26 protein-coding genes are annotated in these 23,875 nt (G+C 70.6%); 14 read left to right on the top strand and 12 right to left on the bottom strand.

From position 1 onward, the window contains the following. The first annotated feature begins 139 nt into the window (after nt 1-139). The 4 genes from IU476_RS14505 (at nt 140) to purH (ending at nt 5,243) form a co-directional block, all read left to right on the top strand. A complete protein-coding gene (locus tag IU476_RS14505; protein ID WP_195100377.1) occupies nt 140-1,228 on the top strand; it encodes a DUF5336 domain-containing protein in 1,089 nt (362 codons plus the stop codon). Between the two features lie 113 nt (nt 1,229-1,341). After that, nucleotides 1,342-2,961, top strand: coding sequence for a cell division protein PerM (locus IU476_RS14500; protein ID WP_195100376.1), 1,620 nt, complete (start codon nt 1,342-1,344; stop codon nt 2,959-2,961). Nucleotides 2,962-3,051: 90 nt separating this feature from the next. Then, nucleotides 3,052-3,684 (top strand): phosphoribosylglycinamide formyltransferase, encoded by a 633-nt coding sequence (gene purN, locus IU476_RS14495; protein ID WP_195100375.1) that lies wholly within the window; start codon nt 3,052-3,054, stop codon nt 3,682-3,684. Further along, the gene (gene purH, locus IU476_RS14490; protein ID WP_195100373.1) at nt 3,681-5,243 is read left to right on the top strand and encodes a bifunctional phosphoribosylaminoimidazolecarboxamide formyltransferase/IMP cyclohydrolase; all 1,563 of its coding nucleotides are present in this window, start codon (nt 3,681-3,683) and stop codon (nt 5,241-5,243) included. The genes purN and purH overlap by 4 nt, the downstream gene beginning before the upstream one ends. 301 nt (nt 5,244-5,544) lie before the next feature. Here purH and IU476_RS14485 read toward each other — a convergent pair whose 3' ends face one another. The 5 genes from IU476_RS14485 to rpmB all read right to left on the bottom strand — a co-directional run bounded on the left by IU476_RS14485 (nt 5,545) and on the right by rpmB (nt 7,077). Then, nucleotides 5,545-6,006, bottom strand: a complete 462-nt coding sequence (locus IU476_RS14485; protein ID WP_195100372.1) for a hypothetical protein — start codon at nt 6,004-6,006, stop codon at nt 5,545-5,547. A gap of 73 nt (nt 6,007-6,079) precedes the next feature. Further along, nucleotides 6,080-6,334 (bottom strand): 30S ribosomal protein S18, encoded by a 255-nt coding sequence (gene rpsR, locus IU476_RS14480; RefSeq protein WP_187685309.1) that lies wholly within the window; start codon nt 6,332-6,334, stop codon nt 6,080-6,082. Between the two features lie 34 nt (nt 6,335-6,368). Next, entirely contained in the window at nt 6,369-6,674 is a 306-nt protein-coding gene (gene rpsN, locus IU476_RS14475) for a 30S ribosomal protein S14 (RefSeq protein WP_195100369.1), read from the bottom strand. A 2-nt stretch (nt 6,675-6,676) separates the two neighbouring features. Then, nucleotides 6,677-6,841: a 50S ribosomal protein L33 gene (rpmG, locus tag IU476_RS14470; protein WP_195100367.1), complete on the bottom strand. Its 165-nt coding sequence runs from the start codon at nt 6,839-6,841 to the stop codon at nt 6,677-6,679. Beyond that, entirely contained in the window at nt 6,841-7,077 is a 237-nt protein-coding gene (gene rpmB, locus IU476_RS14465; RefSeq protein WP_195100365.1) for a 50S ribosomal protein L28, read from the bottom strand. The genes rpmG and rpmB overlap by 1 nt, the downstream gene beginning before the upstream one ends. Nucleotides 7,078-7,193: 116 nt before the next feature. On the opposite strand from rpmB, the gene mrf reads away from it, so the two are divergent. Genes mrf through rpmF form a run of 3 tightly spaced genes read left to right on the top strand, consistent with a single transcriptional unit; the run spans nt 7,194 to nt 9,024 of the window. Beyond that, a complete protein-coding gene (gene mrf / locus IU476_RS14460; protein WP_195100363.1) occupies nt 7,194-8,552 on the top strand; it encodes a ribosome hibernation factor-recruiting GTPase MRF in 1,359 nt (452 codons plus the stop codon). Nucleotides 8,553-8,556: 4 nt separating this feature from the next. Further along, the gene (locus IU476_RS14455) at nt 8,557-8,847 is read left to right on the top strand and encodes a type B 50S ribosomal protein L31 (protein WP_195100360.1); all 291 of its coding nucleotides are present in this window, start codon (nt 8,557-8,559) and stop codon (nt 8,845-8,847) included. A 3-nt stretch (nt 8,848-8,850) separates the two neighbouring features. Further along, nucleotides 8,851-9,024, top strand: a complete 174-nt coding sequence (rpmF, locus tag IU476_RS14450) for a 50S ribosomal protein L32 (RefSeq protein WP_195100358.1) — start codon at nt 8,851-8,853, stop codon at nt 9,022-9,024. Nucleotides 9,025-9,100: 76 nt separating this feature from the next. Here the strand turns inward: rpmF and IU476_RS14445 are convergent, their stop codons facing one another. Next, nucleotides 9,101-9,325, bottom strand: a complete 225-nt coding sequence (locus IU476_RS14445) for a hypothetical protein (RefSeq protein WP_195100356.1) — start codon at nt 9,323-9,325, stop codon at nt 9,101-9,103. 389 nt (nt 9,326-9,714) lie between these two features. Beyond that, a complete protein-coding gene (locus tag IU476_RS14440; RefSeq protein ID WP_195100354.1) occupies nt 9,715-10,722 on the bottom strand; it encodes a DUF1906 domain-containing protein in 1,008 nt (335 codons plus the stop codon). A 243-nt stretch (nt 10,723-10,965) separates the two neighbouring features. Between IU476_RS14440 and IU476_RS14435 the strand changes: the two genes are divergently transcribed. Together IU476_RS14435 and IU476_RS14430 are read left to right on the top strand one after the other, a co-directional pair. Further along, on the top strand, nt 10,966-11,763 hold the full coding sequence (locus tag IU476_RS14435) for a VOC family protein (protein WP_195100352.1): 798 nt from the start codon (nt 10,966-10,968) through the stop codon (nt 11,761-11,763). Nucleotides 11,764-11,985: 222 nt separating this feature from the next. Next, a complete protein-coding gene (locus IU476_RS14430; RefSeq protein ID WP_195100350.1) occupies nt 11,986-12,639 on the top strand; it encodes a DUF8020 domain-containing protein in 654 nt (217 codons plus the stop codon). Nucleotides 12,640-12,752: 113 nt separating this feature from the next. Here IU476_RS14430 and IU476_RS14425 read toward each other — a convergent pair whose 3' ends face one another. From IU476_RS14425 to IU476_RS36175, 5 genes are read right to left on the bottom strand one after another with little or no spacing between them, the layout of a single operon-like run. After that, nucleotides 12,753-13,556, bottom strand: a complete 804-nt coding sequence (locus IU476_RS14425) for an MHYT domain-containing protein (protein WP_195100348.1) — start codon at nt 13,554-13,556, stop codon at nt 12,753-12,755. Nucleotides 13,557-13,567: 11 nt separating this feature from the next. Beyond that, nucleotides 13,568-14,176: a GTP-binding protein gene (locus tag IU476_RS14420; protein ID WP_438944012.1), complete on the bottom strand. Its 609-nt coding sequence runs from the start codon at nt 14,174-14,176 to the stop codon at nt 13,568-13,570. Further along, complete coding sequence (locus IU476_RS14415) at nt 14,157-14,531, bottom strand: DUF742 domain-containing protein (RefSeq protein ID WP_195100346.1); 375 nt, start codon at nt 14,529-14,531, stop codon at nt 14,157-14,159. The genes IU476_RS14420 and IU476_RS14415 overlap by 20 nt, the downstream gene beginning before the upstream one ends. A gap of 8 nt (nt 14,532-14,539) precedes the next feature. Continuing rightward, nucleotides 14,540-14,944 carry a roadblock/LC7 domain-containing protein gene (locus IU476_RS14410; protein WP_195100344.1) on the bottom strand — a complete coding sequence of 135 codons (405 nt, stop codon included), beginning with the start codon at nt 14,942-14,944 and terminating at the stop codon, nt 14,540-14,542. Continuing rightward, complete coding sequence (locus IU476_RS36175; RefSeq protein ID WP_324194059.1) at nt 14,941-18,177, bottom strand: HAMP domain-containing sensor histidine kinase; 3,237 nt, start codon at nt 18,175-18,177, stop codon at nt 14,941-14,943. The genes IU476_RS14410 and IU476_RS36175 overlap by 4 nt, the downstream gene beginning before the upstream one ends. 378 nt (nt 18,178-18,555) lie before the next feature. On the opposite strand from IU476_RS36175, the gene IU476_RS14395 reads away from it, so the two are divergent. From IU476_RS14395 to IU476_RS14375, 5 genes are all read left to right on the top strand, one after another. Beyond that, nucleotides 18,556-19,245 carry a response regulator transcription factor gene (locus IU476_RS14395; protein WP_195100341.1) on the top strand — a complete coding sequence of 230 codons (690 nt, stop codon included), beginning with the start codon at nt 18,556-18,558 and terminating at the stop codon, nt 19,243-19,245. A gap of 91 nt (nt 19,246-19,336) precedes the next feature. After that, nucleotides 19,337-20,713 carry a HAMP domain-containing sensor histidine kinase gene (locus IU476_RS14390; protein WP_195100990.1) on the top strand — a complete coding sequence of 459 codons (1,377 nt, stop codon included), beginning with the start codon at nt 19,337-19,339 and terminating at the stop codon, nt 20,711-20,713. A gap of 624 nt (nt 20,714-21,337) precedes the next feature. Then, nucleotides 21,338-22,780 carry a trypsin-like peptidase domain-containing protein gene (locus IU476_RS14385; RefSeq protein ID WP_324194080.1) on the top strand — a complete coding sequence of 481 codons (1,443 nt, stop codon included), beginning with the start codon at nt 21,338-21,340 and terminating at the stop codon, nt 22,778-22,780. Nucleotides 22,781-22,875: 95 nt separating this feature from the next. Further along, nucleotides 22,876-23,370 carry a MogA/MoaB family molybdenum cofactor biosynthesis protein gene (locus tag IU476_RS14380; protein ID WP_195100987.1) on the top strand — a complete coding sequence of 165 codons (495 nt, stop codon included), beginning with the start codon at nt 22,876-22,878 and terminating at the stop codon, nt 23,368-23,370. After that, the gene (locus IU476_RS14375) at nt 23,367-23,588 is read left to right on the top strand and encodes a hypothetical protein (RefSeq protein ID WP_195101044.1); all 222 of its coding nucleotides are present in this window, start codon (nt 23,367-23,369) and stop codon (nt 23,586-23,588) included. Before IU476_RS14380 ends, IU476_RS14375 begins: the two co-directional genes overlap by 4 nt. The last annotated feature ends 287 nt before the right edge of the window (nt 23,589-23,875 follow it).

Genomic DNA, 23,875 nt, shown 5'->3' with positions numbered 1-23,875 from the left:
GGGCGGGCCGTGGGTTCATCGGGGAATCTGCGAGGATCGGGCCGGACGCAGTGCCCGTGACCAGGCGGCTCGATTGCAGTAGCGTCAGTGAGGGCATCCAGCCGTGTAGACCATGAAGGACTCGATAGGAGACGACCACATGTCATACCCGACCGGGGGCTCCGGGTACAACGCGCCCGCACCGACGCCCTCCTCCGCGCCCAGCTACGGCCAGCCGGGCAGTGCCGCCGGTACCGGATCCGGCACGACGGAATCGAGCGCCAAGGGGCTGCCGTTCTTCTTGACCGTGGGCGTCGCGGCGCTGGGCGTCATCAACTTCCTGCTGGGATTCACCGCCTTCGCCTCGACCAAGGCCCAGGACCTCGGCATGGGCGTGAAGACCGAGGCGCAGTCGGAGACCTTCTTCAAGGCCGTCGGCATCTCGCCGCTGCTGGTGTTCCTGCTGCTCGGTGGTCTGCTGGCGGCGCTGTCGCTGCTACCCAAGCAGAACTGGACCGGCGCGGCCGCCGCGGCCAGCGCCGCGGGTTTCCTGGGCCTGCTGTTCCAGTCGTTCAGCCTGCCCGACGAGATCAGCCTGGCGTGGGGCGCCTGGGTGGTGCTGTTCCTGGGCCTGGTGCAGACGGCGGCCGCGGTCGTGGCGGTGCTGTTCGAGTCGGGCATCCTGTCGGCGCCGGCGCCCAAGCCGGCGGCCGCCGCGGGCGGCTTCGGCGCGAGCGGCGGCTACGGCCAGCAGCAGCAGTCCTACAGCCAGGGCCAGTCGGGCCAGCAGGGCGCGTTCGGCCAGCAGGGTCAGCAGGCTCAGCAGTCCTACGGCCAGTACGGCCAGCAGTCCTACGGCCAGGGCCAGTCGGCGCAGCCGGGGCAGCCGCAGGCCTACGGCCAGTACGGTCAGCAGCCGGGCTACGGCCAGGGCCAGTCGCAGTACGGCCAGCAGCCCTCCTACGGCCAGCCGGGCCAGCAGTCCTACAGCGGCCAGCAGTACGGCGCGCAGCCGGGAGCGCAGTCGGGCTACGGGCAGCAGCAGCGCCCGCAGCAGCCGGCCGGTGACGAGAACGCCACCCAGCACATCTCCGCGCAGCCGGGCCAGCAGCAGTACGGCTCGCTGAACTTCGGCCAGGCTGGCCAGAGCGGGCAGGGCGCGCAGGCCCAGCCCTTCGGCGAGAGCCAGGCCTCGAACCCGGCCGCGGACGCCACCAAGGCCTTCCGCCCCGAGGACGACCAGAAGTAACCACGCAGCTCGGCGAGTCAGGCCGCGCCCGTACCCGGCGCGCCTGACTCGCCGACGCGTATCGAGATGTCACGCTGAATCCTTGTGAGTGCGGTGTCCGGCAAGGTGGTGCCATGAGAACCTCTCCGGCCCGGTGGGACGGTCACCGGGAAGCGGCGGGTGCGCCCACCGGCCGGCGCGGCCGAGCCGGCCGAATCCCGCCCGAGGACAACGTCTTTCTCTCCCTGAGCCCCGAGCGGGCCAAGATCCTGTTGTTCATCGCCGCGCGCACGGCCAGCTTCACGATGGTCACCGTGGTGGTCCTGGTGCTGCTCACGCTGTGGGCGGCGGGCAGCGGCATGACCGGCGCGTCGGGCGCGATCGCGGCGGGATGGCTTGCGGTGCACCAGGTTCCGCTGGTGATCGGCAAGACCTCGCTGGGCCTGCTGCCGCTGCTGCCGACCGCGGTGCTGCTGTGGTCGGTCGCGCGGGACTGTGCCCGCGCGGTGGAGCCCGACGCCTCGCGCGCCGACCTCGGCTGGATCGTCGGCGCCGCGCTGGCCGGGCCGCTGCTGATCACCGCGGTCTGCCTGGCCGTCGCCGAGGACGCGTCGGCGGTGGTGGCGTTGCAGCCCCCGGCCACCCTCGCGGCGTTCGGCTGGGTGCTCGGCCTGCACCTGGTCGCCGCGGTCGCGGGGATCGCCACGCGCCGGAACCCGCTGCGCGACCGGTTGTTCTCCTACCTGCCCGAGTGGGTCGAGCCGGGTGCGCGCGCGGCGCTGCGGGCGGTCGGGCGGCTGCTGCTGGTGGCTCTCGCGCTCACCCTGATCTCGCTGCTCGCGCACTGGTCGCGGATCGGCGAGACGTATCACGCGGCGGGCAACGCGGCCGGTGTGCTCGGGCTGACGCTGCTGTCGGTGGCGTATCTGCCGAACGTCGTCCTCGATGTGGCGGGCCTGCTGGTCGGCGCGGACGTTCATATCGGCACGGGCGGGCTGAGCGTGTTCTCGGTGTCGGGTGCGCCGGTGCCGGGCCTGCCGATCCTGGCCGCGGTGCCGAGCGGGCCCGCCGCCGGCTGGTGGCCCGCCCTGCTGCTGGCGCCGGCCGTGATCGGCGTGCTGTGCGGAATCGACTGTGCCCGTAGCTCCTACGACGAGATCCGCGCGCCCTGGGCCACGCTGACCGCGGCGGGCCTGTCGGGTCTGTTCGCGGCGGTCTTCGGCGGGGTGGCCGGTGGCCGGGTCGGTTCGTTCGGCTATCTGGGACCCGACCTGCTCCTGTCGACCGTGCTGACCTTCGCCTGGCCGGCCGTGGCCGGTTACGCGGGATTGGTCTGCGCGCGCCGGTTCCTGCCCGAGATCGCGCCTGGCTCCGGGTACGTCCGTACGGGTGGCCGCGGCCGATCGGAGGGCGACTACCCCGACGGCGATCTGCCCGACGGTGATTACTCCGGTGGCGAATATCCGGACGGCAATTATGTGGCCGACGACTACACGGCCGAGGACTACGCGGAGGACGACTACGCCGACGACGATTACGCCGCCGACTACGAAACCGGCTACACCGACCGCCACACCGACTACGACGACCGCTACCGCGACGCCGACATCGTCGAGGGCGAGCTGGTCGAGGAGCAGCCGGCACTGTCCGGCCGCGCCGCGCCGACCACCGCCGCCGACGAATCCGCCGACATCCTGGACGCCGAAGTGGTAGAGGCGGACCTGCCCGAAGGCCGCCGAACCGACGGTCGTTAGGCTCTACTGCGGCGGTTCCTCGCGGCCGCCGCCTCCGGAAGCCCTCGACACGCAGGGAGTAGTGCGCTGACGACCCCGCCCGTCCCGACGGTGCCCCCGACCGCGCCCGCGACCGTCGTCGTGCTCGCGTCGGGCGCCGGATCGCTGCTGCGCTCGCTCGTCGCGGCCGCCGGGCAGCCGGACTATCCCGCGCGCGTCGCCGCCGTCGGAGTCGATCGCGACTGTGCCGCAACCGAACACGCGGCCGCGGCCGGCATCCCGCACTTCCGGGTGGCCGTCGCCGACCATCCCGATCGCGCCGCCTGGGACGCCGCGCTGACCGCCGCGGTCGCGGCCCACGAGCCCGATCTGGTGGTGTCGGCGGGCTTCATGAAGATTCTGGGCCCGGCGTTCCTGGCGCGGTTCGGCGGCCGGATCATCAACACCCATCCCGCGCTGCTGCCGGCTTTCCCGGGCGCGCACGGGGTCCGCGACGCGCTCGCCTACGGGGTGCGGGTGACCGGTTCCACCGTGCACCTGGTCGACGCCGGTGTCGACACCGGGCCGATCCTGGCGCAGGAACCGGTGCCGGTGCTGCCGGACGACGACGAGGCGACCCTGCACGAACGCATCAAGGTTGTGGAGCGACGGTTGCTGGCCGAGGTGGTCGCCGCCGTCGCGCTCCGAGGCATTGTCTCCGATGGACGAAAGGCAGTTATCCCAGATGAGCGAGTTCTCCGGTGAGTGAGCGCAAGCCGATCAACAGGGCGCTGGTGAGCGTCTACGACAAGACCGGCCTGGTCGAGCTGGCCACCGGGCTGCATGCCGCGGGCGTGGAACTGGTGTCGACCGGGTCGACCGCGGCGCGCATCGCCGACGCCGGGATCCCGGTGACCAAGGTGGAGGACCTGACCGGTTTTCCGGAGACCCTGGACGGCCGCGTGAAGACGCTGCACCCGCGGGTGCACGCCGGCATCCTGGCCGACCTGCGCAAGCCCGAGCACGCCGAGCAGCTGGTCGAACTCGGCGTCGAGGCGTTCGAGCTGGTGGTGGTGAACCTCTATCCGTTCACCGAGACCGTGGCGAGCGGCGCGAGCCCCGACGAATGCGTCGAGCAGATCGATATCGGCGGCCCCTCCATGGTGCGCGCGGCGGCCAAGAACCATCCGTCGGTGGCCGTGGTCGTCGACACCGGCGACTACGACGACGTGCTGGCCGCGGTGAAGTCCGGCGGCTTCACTCTCGCCGAGCGAACCGGCCTGGCGGCCAAGGCATTCCAGCACACCGCGAGCTACGACGTGGCCGTGGCGAGCTGGATGGCCGGCGTGCTGACCGCCGAATCCGATGCCGCGCAGCCGTTCCCGGCCTGGGTGGGCGGCACCTGGACCCGCGCGGCGGTGCTGCGCTACGGCGAGAACCCGCACCAGGCCGCCGCGCTGTACGCGAACAACGACGGCCGCACGGGGCTGGCGCAGGCGAAACAGTTGCACGGCAAGGAGATGTCGTACAACAACTACACCGACGCCGATGCCGCCTGGCGGGCTGCGTGGGACCACAGCGGGGCCGCCGTCGCGATCGTCAAGCACGCCAACCCCTGCGGCATCGCGGTCGGCGCCGACATCGCCGAGGCGCACCGCAAGGCGCACGCCTGCGATCCGGTCAGCGCGTTCGGCGGTGTCATCGCGGCCAACCGGGAGGTGACGGTGGCGATGGCCGAGCAGGTCGCCGAGATCTTCACCGAGGTGATCGTGGCGCCCGGTTACGCCGACGGCGCGGTGGAAGTGTTGCAGCGCAAGAAGAACGTGCGCATCCTGATCGCCGACGAGCCCCGCCGCGGCGGGGTGGAGCTGCGCCCGATCAGCGGCGGCGCGCTGCTGCAGCAGTCCGACATCGTCGACGCCGCGGGCGACGACCCGGCCAACTGGACGCTGGCCGCGGGCGAGGCCGCCGACGCGGCGACCCTCGCCGATCTCGAATTCGCCTGGCGCGCTTGCCGTGCGGTGAAGTCGAACGCCATCCTGCTGGCCCACGACGGCGCCTCGGTCGGTGTCGGCATGGGTCAGGTGAACCGGGTCGACGCGGTGCACCTGGCGGTGCTGCGGGCCGGTGACCGCGCCAAGGGCTCGGTCGCGGCCTCCGACGCCTACTTCCCGTTCCCGGACGGGCCGCAGCAGCTGATCGCGGCGGGCGTGAAAGCCATTGTGCAGCCGGGTGGTTCGGTGCGCGACCAGCTCACCATCGACGCCTGCCGGGAGGCCGGCGTGACGATGTACCTGACGGGCGCGCGCCACTTCGCGCACTGAGGTCCCGAGAGAGACGAAGCCCCTGCGCGGAACTGTCGTTCCGCGCAGGGGCTTCGTCTCATCCAGCCACCGGGCCTTCCTCATCCCGGCACCCGGGTTTCGCTGTTCCGGCCGAGGCCGGAAAGCGGGGCGAGTTGGCTTGTCGCTCAGCTTGTGTCACGGAACGTAGCACCGGTCACAGCGGGTTCGCGTCAGATCATCTCGCTATAAATGCAGCGCGGGGAAGACAAAGTGACGCACATCACACAGAAAATCCGAAACGAAGTCTTCATTTGTTCTTGCATTTGTGCTTTCGATGAACCTAGGTGGCGCTGAGCACCTTTCGCTCGCCGAGCGGCTGCTTCAGCGGCACCTCGAGCGTGCCGAAGACGGCGATCATCGTGCACATCCGGCCGACCGCCTCGGGCAGGGTGCCGGCCCGCAGTTCGACGGTCACCGTGCTGTCGGTCTCGGTGGTCGACGCGTCCACGCCGTAGCACTCGGGGGAACCGATCTGGAAGTCGACGGCGATCCGGTCCGGCGCGACGCGACTCCAGGTGTCGAACGGCACCGGCCGGGCGCCGGTGATCGCGGGGTTCGCGGTGAACATCCGGCCGGGCTGCGGCGGTGTCAATTCGGTGGGTGTGCTCGGGCCCGAAGAGGTGGTTGTGCTCGTATTCGTCTGTGCGTCATCGCTGTTCGCGCCGCCGCACGCCGCGGCCGTCAGCGTCGACAGCACCGCGGCCGCCGCGGCGAGGCGCCGCGGTCCCGAGTTCGATTTCATGACCGTTCACCCTAGTGAACGCCGAGAGCCCCCGGTGCGACCCGCACCGGGGGCTCTCGAAGCTCGTCCGGCTCTAACGGCTGGTGAAGGGCAGCAGCGCCATCTCGCGCGCGTTCTTCACGGCGATGGCGACCTGCCGCTGCTGCTGCGGGGTGAGCCCGGTGACGCGACGGCTGCGGATCTTGCCGCGGTCGGAGATGAACGTGCGCAGCAGGTTCACGTCCTTGTAGTCGACGATCTCGACGCCGGCGGCGATGAGAGGATTCTTCTTCGGGCGGCGCGCCTGCTCGGCGCGGACCTTCTTGGACGGTGCTCGCTTCACAGCCATGTCAGCGGTTCCTTCTCACGAGATCTGCGGTGGTCTACCAACTCGATTTGTGCACACCGGGCAGCTCCCCCCGGTGGGCCAGCTCGCGCACGCGTACGCGGGAGAGACCGAACTTCCGGAGATGACCACGTGGGCGTCCATCCGTGGCGTCCCGATTGCGCAATCGTACCGGACTGGCATCGCGCGGCAGTTTCTGCAGGGCGGCCTGCGCGGCGGCCCGCTGATCCTCCGGGGTCGTGGGCTTGCGGATCAGTTCCTTGAGTTCGGCGCGCCGCTCGGCGTAGCGGGCGACCACGACGGCGCGCTGCTCGTTGCGCGCGATCTTCGATTTCTTGGCCACGGTCAGCGCTCCTCGCGGAAGTCGACGTGCTTGCGGATGACGGGGTCGTATTTGCGCAGCACCATGCGGTCGGGGTCGTTGCGGCGGTTCTTGCGGGTGACGTAGGTGAAGCCGGTGCCCGCGGTGGAGCGCAGCTTGATGATCGGCCGGATCTCGTTGCGTGCCATCAGATCTTCTCCCCGCGGGCGCGCAGCCGGGCGACGACCGCCTCGATGCCGTCGCGGTCGATGGTCTTGATGCCCTTGGCCGAGACGGTCAGCGTGACCCGGCGGCCCTCGCTGGGCAGGAAGTACGTCTTGCGCTGGATGTTGGGATCCCAGCGGCGGTTGGTCCGCCGGTGCGAGTGCGAGACGGACTTGCCGAAGCCCGGCTTGCGGCCGGTGACCTGGCAGTGAGCCGACATAGGAGCCTCCTGTATCCGATGGCGGTGCTCCCGGTCCGCGAGGACCGTCGCTCACACCGCAATGACAATCATTTTCGACAACAGTCGCTCAACACTGTAGCGTGGGCTCGCGTTAAATGAAAATCATTGTCGAAAGGGGTCCCGTGCCGTCTCATCCCGACCGCCGCACGCCCGTGGTCCTGCTGGCCGGCTTCGAGGGCCTCGCGGCGACCGGCGTGGACCACCTGGCGCGGATGCTGCGGGACACGCCCGGCACCGTCGTCGTCCGCCACGACCTGCGCGAACTACACGAGGGCATCGTCCGCCGCACCGTCTCCTACCTCCCCGCCGAAGCACACGACATCATCGAACAGAGCACCGTGCACGAGCTGGCCCACGGCTGTGTCTCCTGCACCTTGCGTGCCGACCTGCTGCCCCTCTTGTGCCAGCTCGCAGCGCGAGATTCGGTGCAGCGCATCGTGATCGCCTTGGACCCTGCCTTCGAGGCCGAGGCGGTGTGTCAGGCGATCGCGCATGTTCCGGTCGCCGGGGTGGTCGGTCGCGTGGACGGTCCGGCGGGGCGGGACGTCCGGCTCGAAGCCGTGGTGACCTGCCTCGACGCGCGCACCTGGCTGTCCGACGCGTTGAGCGAGGAGACCCTGGTCGACCGCGGTCTCGCCGATGCCGACGACGACCGGACGGTGGCGCAGCTCGCGGTCGGGCAGGTCGAATTCGCGGATGTGGCAGTGCTTCTCGGGACGGATGCCGTCCTGGATACGGACCGGGCCCGGCTGGGCGCGGTCCTGGACCGGCTGCTGCCGCAGGCCCCGCGGGTGTGGGTGAACGATCCGGACGCCGTGACCGCCGAGCGGATCGAGGCCCTGCTCGCGGAGATCCCGGCGGACTCGCGGCGCGGCCGCCTCTTCGACGCGCACGCCCCGCTGCTGCGCGGGCAACCGCCGCTGGACACCGACCACGGCGTGACGCTGATCGAGTTCGCCACCGATCGCCCGTTCCATCCCGCCCGCCTGCACGAGGCCCTCGACGTCCTGTTCGAGGGCGTGGTCACCGCGCGCGGGCGGATCTGGCTGGCCACCCAGCCCGACGAGGTGGTGTGGCTGGAGTCGGCGGGCGGCGGGCTGCGGGTCGGGGCCGCCGGGCGCTGGCTGGCGGCGATGTCGTCGCGCGAACTGGCCGAGGCCGACCCGGACCGGCGCGCCCTGGCGGCGCTGCGCTGGGACGAGCAGTCCGGCGACCGCGACGTCTCGCTGGTGATCCTGGCCTGCGACGCCGACGCCGACGAGATCCGCCGGGCGCTGCACTGGGCCCTGGTCGACGACGCCGAACTGCTGCTGGTGCACGGCGCCCCGGAGCTGGTGGCGCAGTGGGAGGACCCGTTCGGCCAGTGGCACGCGGACCCGTGCGAGGACGGGACCGGCTCGGATTCGACATCCAGCGCCTCGCCGGCCGGCGAGCAGCGCGCGACAGAAAGGTAGCGCCATGAAGGCAGGGATCCACCCGGATTACCACCCGGTGATCTTCGAGGACGTGAGCACCGGCAAACGCTTCCTCACCCGGTCCACCGCGACGAGCACCCGGACCGCGGAGTGGACCGACGGAAACAGCTACCCGCTCATCACCGTCGACGTCACCTCCGACTCGCACCCGTTCTGGACCGGCGCGAACCGCGTGCTGGACACCGCCGGGCGGGTGGAGAAGTTCGAACGCAAATACGGCAGGCGGCAGCGCGGCGGAACGCCGCCGGTCCGGTCCGAACGAGGGGAGGGCTAGGCCGTGGCGGTCCCCAAGCGGCGGATGTCGCGCGCGAACACCCGCAGCCGGCGCGCGAACTGGAAGGCGACGCCGCCCGACCTGGTGCCGGTCAGCGTCGGTGGTGTCACCTATCGGGTGCCGCGGCGGCTGGTGGCCGCGGTGCGCCGGGGCGTGCTCGACCCGCAGCGGCTGTAGCCGGGGTCGGACACACCGGAAAACCGCGGCCGCCGTATTCGGTACGGCGGCCGCGGTTTTCGTCTCGGTGGTGCGCTCAGCCTTCCTGCGCGGCCAGGTCGGCGAGGGCGGACGCGAGCCGGAAGTACTTGTTGCCCGCCAGGTCGGCAATGGTCTTGATGCCCAGTGCCTCCAGCAGTTTGGCGTCGTGGTTCTCGGTGAGCCCGGCCAGCGCCGAGGGCGGGGCGGAGAGGATCTCTTTCAGCGACTTGTTCTCGTACGCCTTGTCGAGAGCTTTGTCGAGGGACACGGTGACGGCCATCGGGATCTCCTGGAAGAACGAGTGGTGTTCGTGCCAGGCGAGGATAACTCGAAGTGTGCTCGCGCCGGGGGATATTGACCGATTCGCCGCTGGACCGTCCGGTCTTCACTCTCCTTGTCCGACATGGATGATTTGCCGGAATCCCGCGATCGAAGCGCAATCACGAGCCATTGCGGCTACCGGGCGCGGCCGCTATTCGATGATTGCCTCCAGGTAACTGGAACGCGAATTACCTACTGTTAGTACGTTTTTGAGCAAGGAAAAAGTCTCACCGAAGTGATGCGGTCGTGCCGACGCGCCGGTACTCTCGTGCGGGAGGGCGGGTTCTTCCGAGCGATCGGAAGAGCCCGCTCATCGCCACTTCTCGGCACTCGAGCGCCCGCGTCGGCCTATTGCGCTGTGTCCGTTGCGCGTTGCGCCACCGGCTCCGGCCGATGTGTGCCGTTCACCTCGCCGCGGCCCGGCAGGGGTAGGTCGGGCAGCAGCGCCTCGAGTCGCGCCAGCTGATCACCCACCAGCTCGGCCGGGCCCTGCAGCAGCGACAGCGGCCACGGCCAGTGATGGCCGGAGAGCCGCTCGACCTCCTTCTCCAGCTCCGCGACCGTCGCCTCCAAGTCGCTGACCTCGGTGCGCAATTCGGCGATCTGCGTCAACGCCGCCGCCACGCCGTCGACCAAGGTGCGATTGCGGCCCTCCGCGTCGGTCCCCAGTTGCGGCCAGCCGGACAGTCCGGGTCCGCGCTGCTGAATCTGGATGTCGCGCAGAATCGCGTCCTGTTCCGGCGTCAACTCCCATTCCTCCTCTGCCTCGATGAAATCCCATTGGCCGAAGTCGTCGGCCAGTGCCTCGTTGATATCGCAGACCACGCCGTTGACCACCACCGTGCGGGTGGTCTGATGCAACTGGCGGTGCGGCTCGACATTGCCGCCCGACCACGCCGAGGTCTGCCACGCCCAGCGCGCCGAGCCGCTGTCCAGCGCGCGTTTGACCACCCAGTAGCCGCCGTAGATGCCCACCCACTCGCGTTCCAGCACGGTGGCGGCCCCGTCGAGATAGGCGTTGATCGGGGCCTGCTGTTCGGGTGTGGCGTCGAAGTCGGCGGCGAAGTAGACGGGCCGGTCCGTGCGGCCACCGCAGCGCAGCGCCTGCGCGACGGCGGCGCGGGCGTCGGTCACCCCGGCGTCGTAGCCGGCGAGCATCCGGTCGGCGGTGGTCTCCCAGGTGGCGGCGATCGAGACGCCGTGCGCCCGCAGGTCGTCGGCTTCCTCGGGGGTCAGCAGCTTGCCCGGCAGGGTGGGCCCGCCGGGCGAGAGGTAGCGAACCACGAAGTCGAAACCGGCGGCGCGGATGGCCTGGCCACCGGGTCTGCCGGCGGCGTAATCCAAGCCGAAACGCATGGGTACCACTCTAATTCGCGCAGGTCACTGCCCGCTGGCGCATCGGCTAACAAACCGCGTGGTCGTGGCCGCCGACCTACCTCGTGGTTCGTTCTCCAACCTCCGGACACGGTCGAACGGGCCTGGTTCACTACTAGATGGCCGTGTGATCGGCGTCACTGTCCGCGGCGGCGGCCGCCACCGCGGCGCGCACACCGGCCCGCGCGACCACAGGCAACCGAGAAGCACCGAACGGAGATGACGATGCCTGTTCGCAATACCGCTTGGCCGCAAGGAACCCCCTGCTGGGTGGACTGTCAGGTGGACGATCCGGTCAAGGAGAGCGAGTTCTACACGGGCCTGTTCGGCTGGGACGTCCAGCTCGGCGACGACGAGTCCGGATATCTGATGGCGATGCGGGACGGGCGGCCCGTCGCCGGCATCGGACCCAAGCCGCAGGCCGACCTGCCCGCGGCCTGGACCACCTACCTCGCCGTCACCGATGCCGACCTCAGCGCCGCCGCGGTGACCGCGGCCGGCGGGCAACTGGTGGTGCCGCCCTTCGACGTGCTCGACGCCGGGCGGATGTTCGTCGCCACCGACACCGTCGGGGCCGTCTTCGCGGTCTGGCAGGCGCGCGCCCACAACGGTGCCGCCGTCTACAACGAGCACGGCGCCTACTGCTGGAACGAACTGCACACCCGGCAGCTCGACGCCGCGAAACGCTTCTACGCCGAGGTCTTCGAATACACCTACACCGATCTCGGCGACGGCACGACCATGCGCTACGCGATGTTCACCCCGCCCGGCGCCACCGAGGCCGCCGGCGGCATGAACGACGACACGGTGCTGCCCGGCGAGCCGATGCCCAGCTACTGGCTGTCCTGGTTCCAGTTCGACGGCGTGGACGAAGGCGTGTCCCGCTCCGGCGAACTGGGCGGGGCGATCATGATGCCCCCGACCGATTCGCCCGCCGGTCGGATGGCCGTGCTCGTCGCTCCGCAGGGCGAATCGTTCGGGATCATCGACACCGCCGTGCGAGTGGGGGAGATGCCGCAGTAATTCAACTCACATAAAAATATGCTGAATGATTGCTGAGGGTTCCTAGCGGGGAGTTTGCCGGGCGTGTTTGCGCTTCACTAACACGCTCGGATTCGGCTATCGATCATTCGACACATTCTGTTACGAATCCGTAATCCGGCAGGGCGAACCTACTGACGGGTTCTCGACGAGCCTGCGCGCCGGAGGTTGGTGGCGCAACTGCTGCAGAAAGTGTTCGAGGGTATGAAGTTCAGGAAGTTCGCCGCAACGTCCGCGCTGGTCATTGCGGCTCTGGGAGTCGGCGCCGGGACGTCTTACGCGCAGCCCGCCGCCGACGGCAACCCCGACATCCACTACACCGCGGACGTGGTGGACAAGTCGGTGGTGGTCAAGACCGACGCGGGCTCGCTGACCACCGATAACAATCAGCTCCAGGTGCGAGACAACCTCGGAAACGTGGTTGCTGGTTTTCCGCTGAGCTATCTCCGCGACGGGCTGGAATACCCGATCGCGGCGGCGGCCGACGGTGCCAACGAGGTCACCCTGACCCCGAGCGTCGATCCGGCCGCGGCGCATCCGGCGCCCATGCTGCACGACGTCGCCTCGCGCGAGGAGATGGACGACGCGATCTCCAATGCCGGTACCGAATTCGCCCTCGCCACCGGTGTCGGCACGCTGGTCGGTACCGTCATCGGCCTGGCCGGCGGCTGCCTGCTGGGCGCGATCGCCGGGACGCCGTTCCTGGTCATCCCGGGGTGGATCGGCGGCTGCCTGACCGGTGCCGCGCTCGGCGCGCCGCTGGGCGCCGCGGCCGGTCTGGTGACCGTCGGCGGTGTCGCGGGCATCGCGGTCGCCATCGAGTACTTCAACCGGATCAACACGCCGCCCGCGGGCTGAGCAATGTTGGGCCGCAACGTCTCCCGCTGCACGTTGGTGCCGCGGCCGGGGCCGCGCGACGACTCGGGCCGGATCGCCACCACGGCGGTCCGGCCCGAGTACATCGCTCCGATTCAGCCGACCGGATCGAGGGTGCGGCGGCGCGGCGCGGGCCGCCCGGCCGGAGTGTCGGCGGGCGCGGTGACCGTGGGCCGCGGGGAGCGGCTGCGGTCCGGCGCCACCAGGATCGCGGTGATCGGGATCGCCAGCGACAGCGTGCCGACCGCGAAGACGGGAACGAACAGGCTGAACAGGTCCTCGCCCGCGGGCGCCAGCACGGCCGGATCGATCTCGACCCGGATCCCGGCCAGCCCGATGTAGTGCAGCCCGGTGACCGCCGCCGCGAACACCAGCGCGACGCCGGTCAGCACCGGCAGCGACCGGAATCGCGAGACCGTCCACAGCACGCCGGCCGAGATCGCGACGGCCAGCGCGGTCGCGCCGGCGGCCGAGACCCAGTTCGCCGTCACCGCACCCTGCACCCGGATGGCGTCCATGCCGAGGTAGTGCATCAGGCCGAGGCCCAGGCCCATCGCCGCCGTGCCCCCGGCCAGCCGCGCCGGGTCGGTCGTGCGGCCCACGATGAGCAGGCCCGCCAGCACCGACGCGACGGCGAGCACGGCCGCGAGCACCATGCGGGCCACGTCGTAGCGGATCGTGCCGACCGGCACCTCGACGCCCAGCATGGTCACGTACACGGCGAGCCAGGTGCCGACGCCGCCCAGCGACGCCGCGGCCGCGGTCAGCCACACCAGCCGGAAGCGCGCGGTCACCGACATCGTCGACTGCCGCACGCACGCGAGCCCCACCACGGCGCCGGCGAACGACAGGCCGACCGCCAGGCCCAGCACCCAGTACCCCATCGAGAAGTAGTGCACCGGTGGCCCTCTCAGCCCTGTCCGACGGTCTGCTGCTGCGCGTCGGTGAGCCGCCGGATGGCGTACTCGGTCACCGCGGCCAGCGCGTTGCGCACCTCGTTCGCGTCGCGGGCGTCGAGATCGACGACCGGCACGTCGTCGCGGATGGTCAGCGCCTCGCGTAGCTCGCCGGCGGGGAACCGGGGTGCGTCGGGAAAACGGTTGACCGCCACCAGGAACGGCAGCTTGCGGGCCTCGAAGAAATCGACCACGGCGAAGCTGTCCTCGAGCCGGCGGGTGTCCACCAGCACCACCGAGCCGATGGCGCCGCGGATCAGGTCGTCCCACATGAACCAGAACCGGCGCTGCCCGGGCGTGCCGAACAGGTACAGGGTGAGGTTCCCCGGCAGCTTGATGCGGCCGAAATCCATGGCGACGGTGGTGGTTTCCTTGCCCGGGGTCGCCGAGAGGTCGTCGATGCCGTCGGAGACGCCGGTCACCATCGCCTCGGTGCGCAGCGGCACGATCTCCGAGACCGCGCCGACGAAAGTTGTCTTCCCCGCACCGAATCCGCCGGCCACCACGATCTTGGTGGACGCGGTCCGGGGGTCGGGTACGGCGTCAGAGGGCACGAAGTCCACGCAGGGTCCTCTCCATCAGGGATCGGCGCTCGTCGAAGCTCGCATTGTCGCTCAGCGTGGTATACACCCGCAGCGTTCCGGCGACAACCAGATCGCCGATCACCACCCGGACCATGCCGAGCGGACGTTGCAGGTGTGCGGCGATCTCGGCGACGGACAAGCGGGCGGCGCCGAGCCGCAGAATATCGGTGCGCACATCGCCCACCGGCCAATCGAATTGGTTCGCGTACGGCAGTGTCTCCACCACCGCTTCCATCGGCAGATCCACCGCGGGCCGGGTGCGCCCCGCGGTCAGCGCGTAGGGACGAACGCGAGTGGTCGGCCGGCCCGGCCCGGCCCCGGGAAACTCGGACATCGCGTTCGTCATATCGCTCGGGCGGTGGCCTGCACGACCGACCCGACCCGATCGACCAGTAGCGCCATCTCGTAACCGATCCGGCCGATGTCGTGCTGCTTGTTGGCCAGCACGGCCAGGTGCGAGCCGTTGCCGACGCTCATCACCAGCAGGTACCCGCGCTGCATGTCGACCACGGACTGCATGACCTTGCCGCCGTCGAACAGTTGCGCCGCACCGGAGGACAGGCTGGCCAGCCCGGCGGTGACCGCGGACAGCTGCTCGGCCCGGTCCGACGGCAGGTTGGGGCTGGTGGCCTGCAGCAGGCCGTCGGTCGAGACCAGCACCGCGTGCGAGACACCGGGGACCTCCCGGGTGAAGCGGGTGACCAGCCAGTTGAGGTTTTCGTCGGTGGTCTGCTCGGTGTCGCTCATGATAGGCCTCCGTCATCGTTGTACTGGGCATCTGCTCGTCCGCTGCGGACACCACTCAGATGCCTGGACAAGTTGTTGCGGATCTCCTCGGGATCGGGGGCCGCCGGGGCGTCGGACGGGGGCAGCCCGCCCGGCACCAGCTGCGCACCCGGCCGGCGGATCGGCAGGCCGCCGCTGGTTCGGTCGGCGGTGGCCGGCCGGGTGGCGCCCGCGGCGGCGGCCCAGCCCGCGTCGGCCGGGGAGGCCCACATCTCGGCCGGCGTGCTCGACGACGGCTCGACCAGCCACTCCGACACCATGCGCTGGTAGATCGGGGTGGCCGGGCCCGCCCCGGCCGGTTGCGGCGCGGATTCCGCAGTGGCCGAAGCGGATTCGGAAATACGAGGAGTCTCGGTGTAGGGCTCGCCGTGCGGTGACCGGCGCGGAAGGAACCCGGTGTGCGAGGGTTCCGCGTCGGCCGCCCCGGCGTCCGGCGTGCCGTTCGAGCGGAAAGTGGTCTGCGGCGCTGCGTCCGGATCGGGCCGGGAGCGGCGCGGGAGAAGCGTGGTCCGCGGGGATTCCGCGTCCTGGGCGCGAGTGTCGGAGCCGGTGTCCGGCGGGGTGCGGCGGGGCAGGAGCGTGGTGTGCGGCGGCTCGTCCGGGGTGTCGGTGTCGGTCCGGGTGTCCGGGTCGGTGTGGCGCAGGAGGTAGGCGGTGCCGCGCGGGTCGGCGTCGGATTCCGTGGTGTCGGTGTCGGGCTGCCGGTCCGGTTCGGTGTGGCGCAGGAGGTAGGCGGTGCCGTGTGGGTCGGCGTCGGATTCCGTGGTGTCGGAAGGCGGGACGGGCTCGGTGTGGCGGGGGAGGAGCTCGGTGCGGAGGGTGGTCAGGCCCGGCTCGTCGTCGGCGTCGTCCAGCTCGTCGGCGTAGTCCTGATCTTCGTGGTTCCGACCTTCGAAGTCCTGGTCGTCGTAGTCCCGATCCTCGTAGCCCTGGTTGTCGTAGTCCTGCTTCTCGTAGCCTTTGTTCCCGTAGTCGCGGTTTCCGTAATCGCGGTGCTCGAAATCCCGGTGCTGGAAAGCGCTGTCGTCACCATCGTCGGTGTCGCCGCGTTCGCCGACACCGGCGGGCTCGTCCTCGGGGTCGGCCCACATGTTCAGGATGGGGGCGTCGGAGGGGGGCGGCCACTGCGCGGCGGGGGCGGACCAGCTGTTCGACTCGGATTCCGGTGTGCCGAACGAGAAGTCGGCCGGGTCGTCGTCGCGGCCGGGCGGTTCGGCGGGCTCGGCCGGGCGGCGCTGGGGCAGGCCCGCGCTGGTCGTGCCGAACGGCGCGGCCTCCGGTTGCGGGGACGGCACCGCGCTCAGGTACCGCTGCGGCGCGTCCGAGTCCTCGTCGGTGAGGGTCGGCGGGGTGAACGTCGCGGTGACGGGGTGGCCGGCGTCCGGCGCCGGCGCGACCAGCGACCCCGGCAGATGCACGCTGGCGGTGACGCCCGACTGGTGCGACATCGAGGACGTGCGACGCAGGCTGACGGTGATGGTGTGCCGCTTGGCCAGCCGCCCGACCACGAAAAGACCCATGCGCCGGGCGGTTTCGACGGTGACCTCGCCACCGGACGCCAGCCGCTCGTTGATCGCGGTCAGATCGTCGCCCGACATGCCCAGGCCGCGGTCGGTGATCTCGATCAGGTAGCCGCCGTCCACGGCCCGCGTCACCGACACCGCGACCGGCGTGCTGGGCGGGGAGTAGCGCAGCGAGTTGTCGATCAGCTCGGCCAGCAGGTGCTCGATGTCGACGGCCGGCTCACCGGCGACGATGCCGTCGGGCACCGAACCGATCTCGACTCGCTGATAGTCCTCCACCTGCGAGACCGCGCTCCACAGCATGTCCGACAGCGGCACCGGCGGCAGGTGCCCGCGCCGCAGCGCGGTGCCGGCCAGCACCAGCAGGTTGTCGCCGTTGCGGCGCATGCGGGTGGCCAGGTGGTCCAGGCGGAACAGGCTCTGCAGCCGGCCCGAGTCGTCCTCGTCGCGCTCCAAATCCTCGATCAGGGTCAGCTGCTGTTCGACCAGCGACTGGCTGCGCCGCGACAGCGTCTCGAACATGCTGCTGATCTGCAGGCGCAGGCGGGCCTGGTCGGCGGCCAGGTGCAGCGCCTGGCGGTGCATGTCGTCGACCGCGCGGGCCAGCTGGCCGATCTCCTCGGTGGTCTGCACGTCGACCGGGACGATCTCGGGGGTCGCGCCGCCCTTGCGCACCACCGCGAGCTCGGCGGGCAGGTCCTCGTGGGCGACCTGCAGGGCGTCGCGCCGCAGCCGCCGCACCGGGACGACCAGCGACCGCGCCACCGCGAGCGCCAGCGCCAGACCCGCCAGCAGGGTCACGACCACCACGGCCACATCGCGCAGCACCTGGCCGCGGGCCTCGGTCAGGCTGTCCCGCAGGCTGGCGTCGATCAGGTCGACCAGCCGGTCGATCGAGGTGGTGTAGATCTCGGAACTGGTCCGCAGCGAGTCCGCGACGCCGGGCAGGTCGACCGGTTCGATCGAGTTCTGGTTGAGCGCGTCGACGCGGGTCTGCAACGCGGTGAGCAGCACGTCGGGCCGGTCCGCCGATTCGGGGTAGACCGCGGCGTACTGGTGGATCGTGGCGGACTCACCGCCGGCGGACAGCAGCGCCTGCGAGATCAGGGCGGGATTGTCGCTCAGCTCCCCGCTGAGGATCCACAGCTGTTCCTGGGTGAACATCTGCCGCGCGATGGCGATGACGCCCATCTGCACGTAATACCGCTCGATGGCGGTCTCTTTGGGGGTGGGCAGCGCGGTGATCGCGGTATCGATGTGGGTGGCGACCTCGTCGGCCTGCTTGCCGATCTGCGTGGGCGAGGTGCCGTTGCGGTTCTCCCGCAGCGTGCGCCCGGCCGCCAGCGCGTTGGTGATCGCCGTGGTGACGCGCTTGTCGGCCTTCGACACCTGCAGCGCCGCCTGCAGATTCGCCAGGGACTGGTCGAAGTGGGCGGCGTCCTGGTCCAGCGCCTGCTGGGAGCCGCGCGTGCCGGGCCCGCCACTGGCGGCGGTGACGGCGAGCTGGTTGGCGGCCGAACTGTAGTCCAGCATCGGCCGGATGATCCGCGCCTGCTCGCCGGCGGTGTTCAACTGCGAGATGGTGGTCAGCTCGGTCTTGATGCGCAGGACCGCGAAGACCGAGGCGAGGATGACGGGCAGCAACAGAACGATGCCGACCTTGCTCGTCACGGACAGGTTGGACAGATTGCTCTGCCATGGCCGCGGTGCTGTGCCCATCCCGCTCGTGTCGCCTCCGCTTGGTCATGGCCCTCCGGTCCGGGCGCGGCACCGACCGCAATGCCCGCCGAAGCTCGGGGTGTCTCCCGCGCAGAACCAACTGGAGGTCTTCTTTTACGGCACGCAACATACCGTGTGGGAAGAGCCACGGCAATTCGTAACTCCCACCCACGGGAGTCGATTGTTGCTGACCACAATATGTTTCGGGGCGCTCGGGACGGCCGTTCGCGGCCCGCCGGTGCGGCAATAAGACATCGTCGCAGTATGACCCGGCGTGTCGCGGGTTTGCTTCTCAGTCGACTCTCAGTCGGTACGGTCAAACTGGTGGCCATGCGCATTCTGGTAGTCGATGACGATCGGGCGGTGCGCGAATCGCTGCGTCGTTCGCTCACCTTCAACGGCTACTCCGTCGATCTGGCCGTCGACGGGGTCGACGCCCTGGACCGGGTGGGCGTCCAGCGCCCCGACGCCCTGGTGCTCGACGTGATGATGCCCCGCCTGGACGGCCTCGAGGTGTGCCGCCGGCTGCGCAGCACGGGTGACGATCTGCCGATTCTCGTTCTCACCGCGCGCGATTCGGTCTCCGAGCGGGTGGCCGGCCTCGACGCCGGCGCCGACGACTACCTGCCCAAGCCGTTCGCGCTGGAGGAACTGCTGGCCCGGCTGCGTGCGCTGCTGCGCCGCACCGCCGCCGACGCGGGCGCCGACTCCTCGGAGGCGATGCGGTTCGCCGATCTCTCGCTGGACCCGGTGACCAGGGAGGTCTCCCGCGGCGACCGCTCGATCAGCCTGACCCGCACCGAGTTCTCGCTGCTGGAGATGCTGATGGCCAACCCGCGCCGGGTGCTGACCCGCAGCCGCATCCTCGAGGAGGTGTGGGGCTACGACTTCCCGACCTCGGGCAACGCGCTCGAGGTCTACATCGGTTACCTGCGGCGCAAGACCGAGGCCGAGAACGAACCCCGGCTCATCCACACCGTGCGCGGCGTCGGCTACGTGCTGCGCGAGACGCCGCCGTAGGAGTGCCGTAGTTGTGGCGAGAACAGTTCCGCGCCGGCCGGTCGTCGCCGGACTGCGGCCGGGGACCGACGCGCACGAGCTGCGGCCGCCGATGCCGCTGACCCGCTCGGTGTCCCTGCGCTGGCGGGTGACGCTGCTGGCCGCCTCGGTGGTCGCGGTCGCGGTGGCGGTCACCTCGATCGCGGCCTACGCCATGGTCGCCCGCGCGCTGTACGCGGATGTGGACAACCAGCTGCGGGCGCGCGCGGAGGCGATGATCGCCAACAACTTCGACGCCTACGGCGTGATGCCGGTGCTCCAGTTCGCCAGTCTGTACTCCAACGACATCGGCGTCGCGCTGATCTATCCGGACCCGGAGCAGGCGTATGTGCCGCCGCAGCAGACCCTTCCGCCGATCGGCGAACCGGAGCTGGCGGTGGCGCACGGCAAGTCCACCTCCTCGCTGCGCACCTACGGCAATCAGCGCGTCCTCGCCGAGCGCATGAAAACCGGTGCGACGCTGATCATCTCGCAGCGATTACAGCCGACGCGGCAGGTGCTCGACCGGCTGGCCTGGCTGTTGTTCGTGGTCGGCGGCTGCGGCGTGGTGGTGGCCGCCGCGGCCGGAACCGCGGTCGGCCGCACCGGGTTACGGCCCGTCGCCCGGCTGACCGCGGCCACCGAGCGCATCGCGCGCACCGACGACCTGACCCCCATCCCCGTGACCGGCGACGACGAATTGGCCCGGCTCACCGAAAGTTTCAACACCATGCTGCGCGCACTCGCGGAATCCCGGGAGCGGCAGCGCCGCCTGGTCGCCGACGCCGGCCACGAACTGCGCACCCCCCTCACCTCGCTGCGCACGAATATGGAACTGCTGATCGCCTCCCAGCGTCCGGGCGCGCCGCCGATTCCCGAACAGGACATGGCCGAGCTGCGCGCGGACGTGATGGCCCAGATCGAGGAACTGTCCACGCTGGTCGGCGATCTGGTGGACCTGGCCCGCGAGGACGCGCCGGAGACCGTCTACGAACGGGTGGACCTGGGTGAGGTGGCCGAGCGGGCCCTGGAGCGCGCCCGCCGGCGCCGCAGCGGCATCGAATTCGCGGCCGAATTGCGACCGTGGTTCGTCTACGGCCACGAGGCCGGGCTGGAGCGGGCGATTCTCAATGTGCTGGACAATGCGGCGAAATGGAGCCCGGTCGGGGCGCAGGTCCGGGTGAGTATGCGCGAAACCGGGCCCGGGCTACTGGAATTCGCGGTCGACGACGCGGGCCCGGGAATTCCGCCCGACGAACGCGAGCTGGTTTTCGAGCGTTTCTATCGCACCACGGCGTCGCGGTCGATGCCCGGATCGGGGCTGGGACTCGCCATCGTCAAACAGGTCGTGACCAAGCACGGCGGAACCATCACAATCGACACATCCGAGCGCGGCGGCGCGCTGATCCGTATCGTGCTGCCGGGCGAGGGTACGCCACCCGTGAGCTGAGCGAGCGGGCACAGTCACGGAGAACTGATAGCGCGGTCTCAGTCCGCTCTCAGTCCTTGTCACCAAGCTGGGCGACAGACTCGAGGAGAAACGAGAGAAATGACCGAGGATTCGAAGGACAGGCGGGACGAGCCGGCGGCAGCGCAGGGCGCGGAACGCCCCGCGGCGGCGTCCGGCGAACCAGGTGCCGAGCACGGCGCGCCCGCCGCGGGCGGGGCTCCCGCGCAGTCGGCGTTCGGGCAGTCCGCGGCCGGGCACGGGACCGACGCGCAGTCGACGGCAGGGGCGACCGCGGCCGGGCACGGGACCGACGCGCAGTCGGCGGCGGGGCCCACCGCGGCCGGGCACGGGGAACAGTCGGCGGCGGGGCACGAGGCCGCCGCGCAGTCTGCGGCGGGGCAGTTGCAGCCGCCGCCCGGGCAGCCGCTGGGCGGTCCCTATGGGCCGCAGCCGAATCCGTGGGCCGCGCCCGGTCCTTATGTCAGCTCCGGGCCCTACGCCGGGCAGGACCCGAATTCCGAGGCCGTCACCGCGCAGCTGGGCGCCTACCCGCCCGCCCCGCAGCCCACCGCCCCGCCGCCGCAGCCGGGGCAGGACCCGAGTTCGACCGGGGAGTTCGGCCAGGTGCCGGGCGGCTCGGGTGCCGCAGGACAGTTCGGTCCGTCGGCCGGTGCGCCGGGTTCGGGAGGCGAGTTCGGCCAGGCGTCCGGTGTCGCGGGTGCGGGAGGCGACTTCGGCCAGACGTCCGGTGTCGCGGGTGCGGCCGGAGAGTCGAGTTCCTCCCAGTACGGTCCGTCGGCCGCGGGGCCTGGTCAGTCGCCGTTCGGTTCGGAGCAGGCGGCCGGAGGTTCGGGGCAGCCGCCGTTCGGTTCGGAGCAGGCGCCCGGTGGGCCGGGGCAGCCGCCTTTCGGGCCGGGGCAGCCGGGCGCGTATGCCGCGACCGCGCCGCGCCCGCGCGGCCGGGCCGGTCTGCTCGCCGGTGCCGTGGCGCTGGCGTTGGTGAGTGGCGGCGTGGGTGGTGCGGTCGGTGCGCTGGTGACCGATTCCGGGGACAGCGGCTCGACGGCGGTCAACGCGCTGGACGCCCCGTCGCCCAAGGCCGGTCAGCCGGTCGCCAACGCGCCCGCCGGGACCGTGCCCGCGGTGGCGCAGAAGGTGCTGCCCAGCGTCGTGATGATCCGCGTCGCCGGCGCGCGCGCCGAGGGCGAGGGCTCGGGCGTGGTGCTGTCCTCGGACGGGATGATCCTCACCAACAACCACGTGGCCAGCGGCGCCGGGCCGAACGCCAAGATCCAGGTGCAGTTCAACGACGGCAGCGTCGCCGCCGCCACCGTCGTCGGACTCGACCCGGTGTCGGACCTGGCGGTCATCAAGGCCGACAAGACGGGGCTGACGCCGATCGAGCTGGGCGCTTCGCAGTCGCTGCAGGTCGGGCAGTCGGTCGTGGCGATCGGCTCGCCGCTCGGCCTCGCCGGCACGGTGACCACCGGCATCGTCTCGGCGCTCAACCGGCCGGTGTCCACCAGTGGCGAACAGAGCCAGGGACAGACGGGTTCGGTGATCTCGGCGGTGCAGACCGACGCCCCGATCAACCCGGGCAACTCCGGCGGCGCGCTGGTCGACATGAACGGCAACCTCATCGGCATCAACACCGCGATCGCCACGCTGGGCGCTGCCGAGGCCGGCGGCCAGCAGAGCGGTTCGATCGGCCTCGGCTTCGCCATCCCGGTCGACCAGGCCCGTCGCGTCGCCGACCAGCTGATCAAGACCGGTCACGCCACCTACGCCCAGGTCGGCCTGTCGGTGCGCCCGGCCGACGATCTCAACGGCGCTCGCGTGCTCGACGTGACCCCCGACGGCCCGGCGGCCAAGGCCGGCATCCCGCCGAACACGGTCGTCACCAAGGTCGACAATCAGGTCATCGACTCGGGCAATGCCCTGGTCGCCGCCATCCGTTCGCATCAACCCGGAGACAAGGTGAAGATCACCTACACCGATGACAAAGGCCAGAACCCCAAGACGGTCGAAGTGACCCTCGCCGCGGCGCCCGCGGAGGGTGGCCGATGATGCGCCGCCCGCGCCCGGTCACCGTGCTGGACGACCGCCGCCCGCGCCCCGGGGACACTGCGCCGATGTCACAGCTGGACGCTACGGTGAGCAGCATGGAAATGGATGCCGCTGTGGCTGGCCGTGCACTCGTCGTGGTCGTCGACGACCGAACCGCGCACGGCGGGGTGGATTCGTTGGGGCCGCTGGTGACCGAGCTGCTCACCGAGGCCGGATTCCTGGTGGACGCCACCGTTTTGGTGGCCAACGACGAGGTGGAGATCCGCAACGCGCTGAACACCGCGGTGATCGGCGGCGTCGACCTGGTGATCTCGGTCGGCGGCACCGGCATGTCCCCGCGCGACGTGACCCCGGAGGTCACCTCCGAGGTGCTGGACCGCGAGCTGCCGGGCATCAGCGAGGCGCTGCGCTCCTCCGGGCTGGCTGCGGGCTCGCTGGACGCGGGCCTCTCGCGCGGGCTGGCCGGCGTCTCCGGCAGCACGCTGGTGGTGAATCTGCCGGGCACCCGCGCCGCGGTCCGCGACGGCATGGCCACACTGACCCCCTTGGCCGCCCGGGTCATCGACGAGCTGTCCGGATTGGACGAGTGAGCGAGACCCCGCGCGCCGACGAGCCGACCCCGCGCCCGGACCGTTCCACCGGTCCGACGCGGGGTCGCGTGCGTTCCGAATCCGACGCCGCGCGGCTGGCCCGCATCTTCGGCGAAACCCTTCCGCAAACATCCAGTGACGAGCGCTCGCCCGACGGCGAGCGCCCGGGCGCGGCCGACGACTGGTTGCGCTCACAGGTGCCGCCTCATCACGGCTGACGTCGCGCATCACGGTGCTATCACGACGTCTCGAATGCGCCATCGCAGCGCCACCCCTCCGATTGCGAGCGCTCACAGCATTTATGCGTAAAGAGTGATATGTCTGGCATTGCTGTGTGATCCAGATCACATCATGTTTACAGGGCCTTACGTTGTCAGGTAGATGCAAGTGCGTTTAATGTCCCACTTTGGGCTGCTACACCTGCGGATCCCAACGGCTTGAGGAAGGCGTGCCGGCGCCGACCTCAGCGGAACAGAGCCCAGTTCCGACCGTTGGTTGTCGTTGC

The sequence above is a fragment of the Nocardia blacklockiae genome (assembly GCF_015477355.1).
GTDB classification, from domain to species: domain Bacteria; phylum Actinomycetota; class Actinomycetes; order Mycobacteriales; family Mycobacteriaceae; genus Nocardia; species Nocardia blacklockiae.
This window is presented reverse-complemented; position numbering and strand designations above follow the sequence as displayed.

Coding starts and splice junctions, on each gene's coding strand:
- IU476_RS14505 (WP_195100377.1), top strand. CDS start 140: ATGTCATACCCGACCGGGGGCTCCGGGTACAACGCGCCCGCACCGACG.
- IU476_RS14485 (WP_195100372.1), bottom strand. CDS start 6,006: ATGAAATCGAACTCGGGACCGCGGCGCCTCGCCGCGGCGGCCGCGGTG.
- IU476_RS14415 (WP_195100346.1), bottom strand. CDS start 14,531: ATGTCCGAGTTTCCCGGGGCCGGGCCGGGCCGGCCGACCACTCGCGTT.
- IU476_RS14455 (WP_195100360.1), top strand. CDS start 8,557: ATGAAGGCAGGGATCCACCCGGATTACCACCCGGTGATCTTCGAGGAC.
- IU476_RS14445 (WP_195100356.1), bottom strand. CDS start 9,325: ATGGCCGTCACCGTGTCCCTCGACAAAGCTCTCGACAAGGCGTACGAG.
- IU476_RS14410 (WP_195100344.1), bottom strand. CDS start 14,944: ATGAGCGACACCGAGCAGACCACCGACGAAAACCTCAACTGGCTGGTC.
- mrf (WP_195100363.1), top strand. CDS start 7,194: ATGAAAATCATTGTCGAAAGGGGTCCCGTGCCGTCTCATCCCGACCGC.
- IU476_RS14390 (WP_195100990.1), top strand. CDS start 19,337: ATGCCGCTGACCCGCTCGGTGTCCCTGCGCTGGCGGGTGACGCTGCTG.
- rpsR (WP_187685309.1), bottom strand. CDS start 6,334: ATGGCTGTGAAGCGAGCACCGTCCAAGAAGGTCCGCGCCGAGCAGGCG.
- IU476_RS14500 (WP_195100376.1), top strand. CDS start 1,342: ATGAGAACCTCTCCGGCCCGGTGGGACGGTCACCGGGAAGCGGCGGGT.
- rpmG (WP_195100367.1), bottom strand. CDS start 6,841: ATGGCACGCAACGAGATCCGGCCGATCATCAAGCTGCGCTCCACCGCG.
- IU476_RS14380 (WP_195100987.1), top strand. CDS start 22,876: ATGGAAATGGATGCCGCTGTGGCTGGCCGTGCACTCGTCGTGGTCGTC.
- IU476_RS14430 (WP_195100350.1), top strand. CDS start 11,986: ATGAAGTTCAGGAAGTTCGCCGCAACGTCCGCGCTGGTCATTGCGGCT.
- IU476_RS14395 (WP_195100341.1), top strand. CDS start 18,556: ATGCGCATTCTGGTAGTCGATGACGATCGGGCGGTGCGCGAATCGCTG.
- IU476_RS14435 (WP_195100352.1), top strand. CDS start 10,966: ATGCCTGTTCGCAATACCGCTTGGCCGCAAGGAACCCCCTGCTGGGTG.
- IU476_RS14440 (WP_195100354.1), bottom strand. CDS start 10,722: ATGCGTTTCGGCTTGGATTACGCCGCCGGCAGACCCGGTGGCCAGGCC.
- rpmB (WP_195100365.1), bottom strand. CDS start 7,077: ATGTCGGCTCACTGCCAGGTCACCGGCCGCAAGCCGGGCTTCGGCAAG.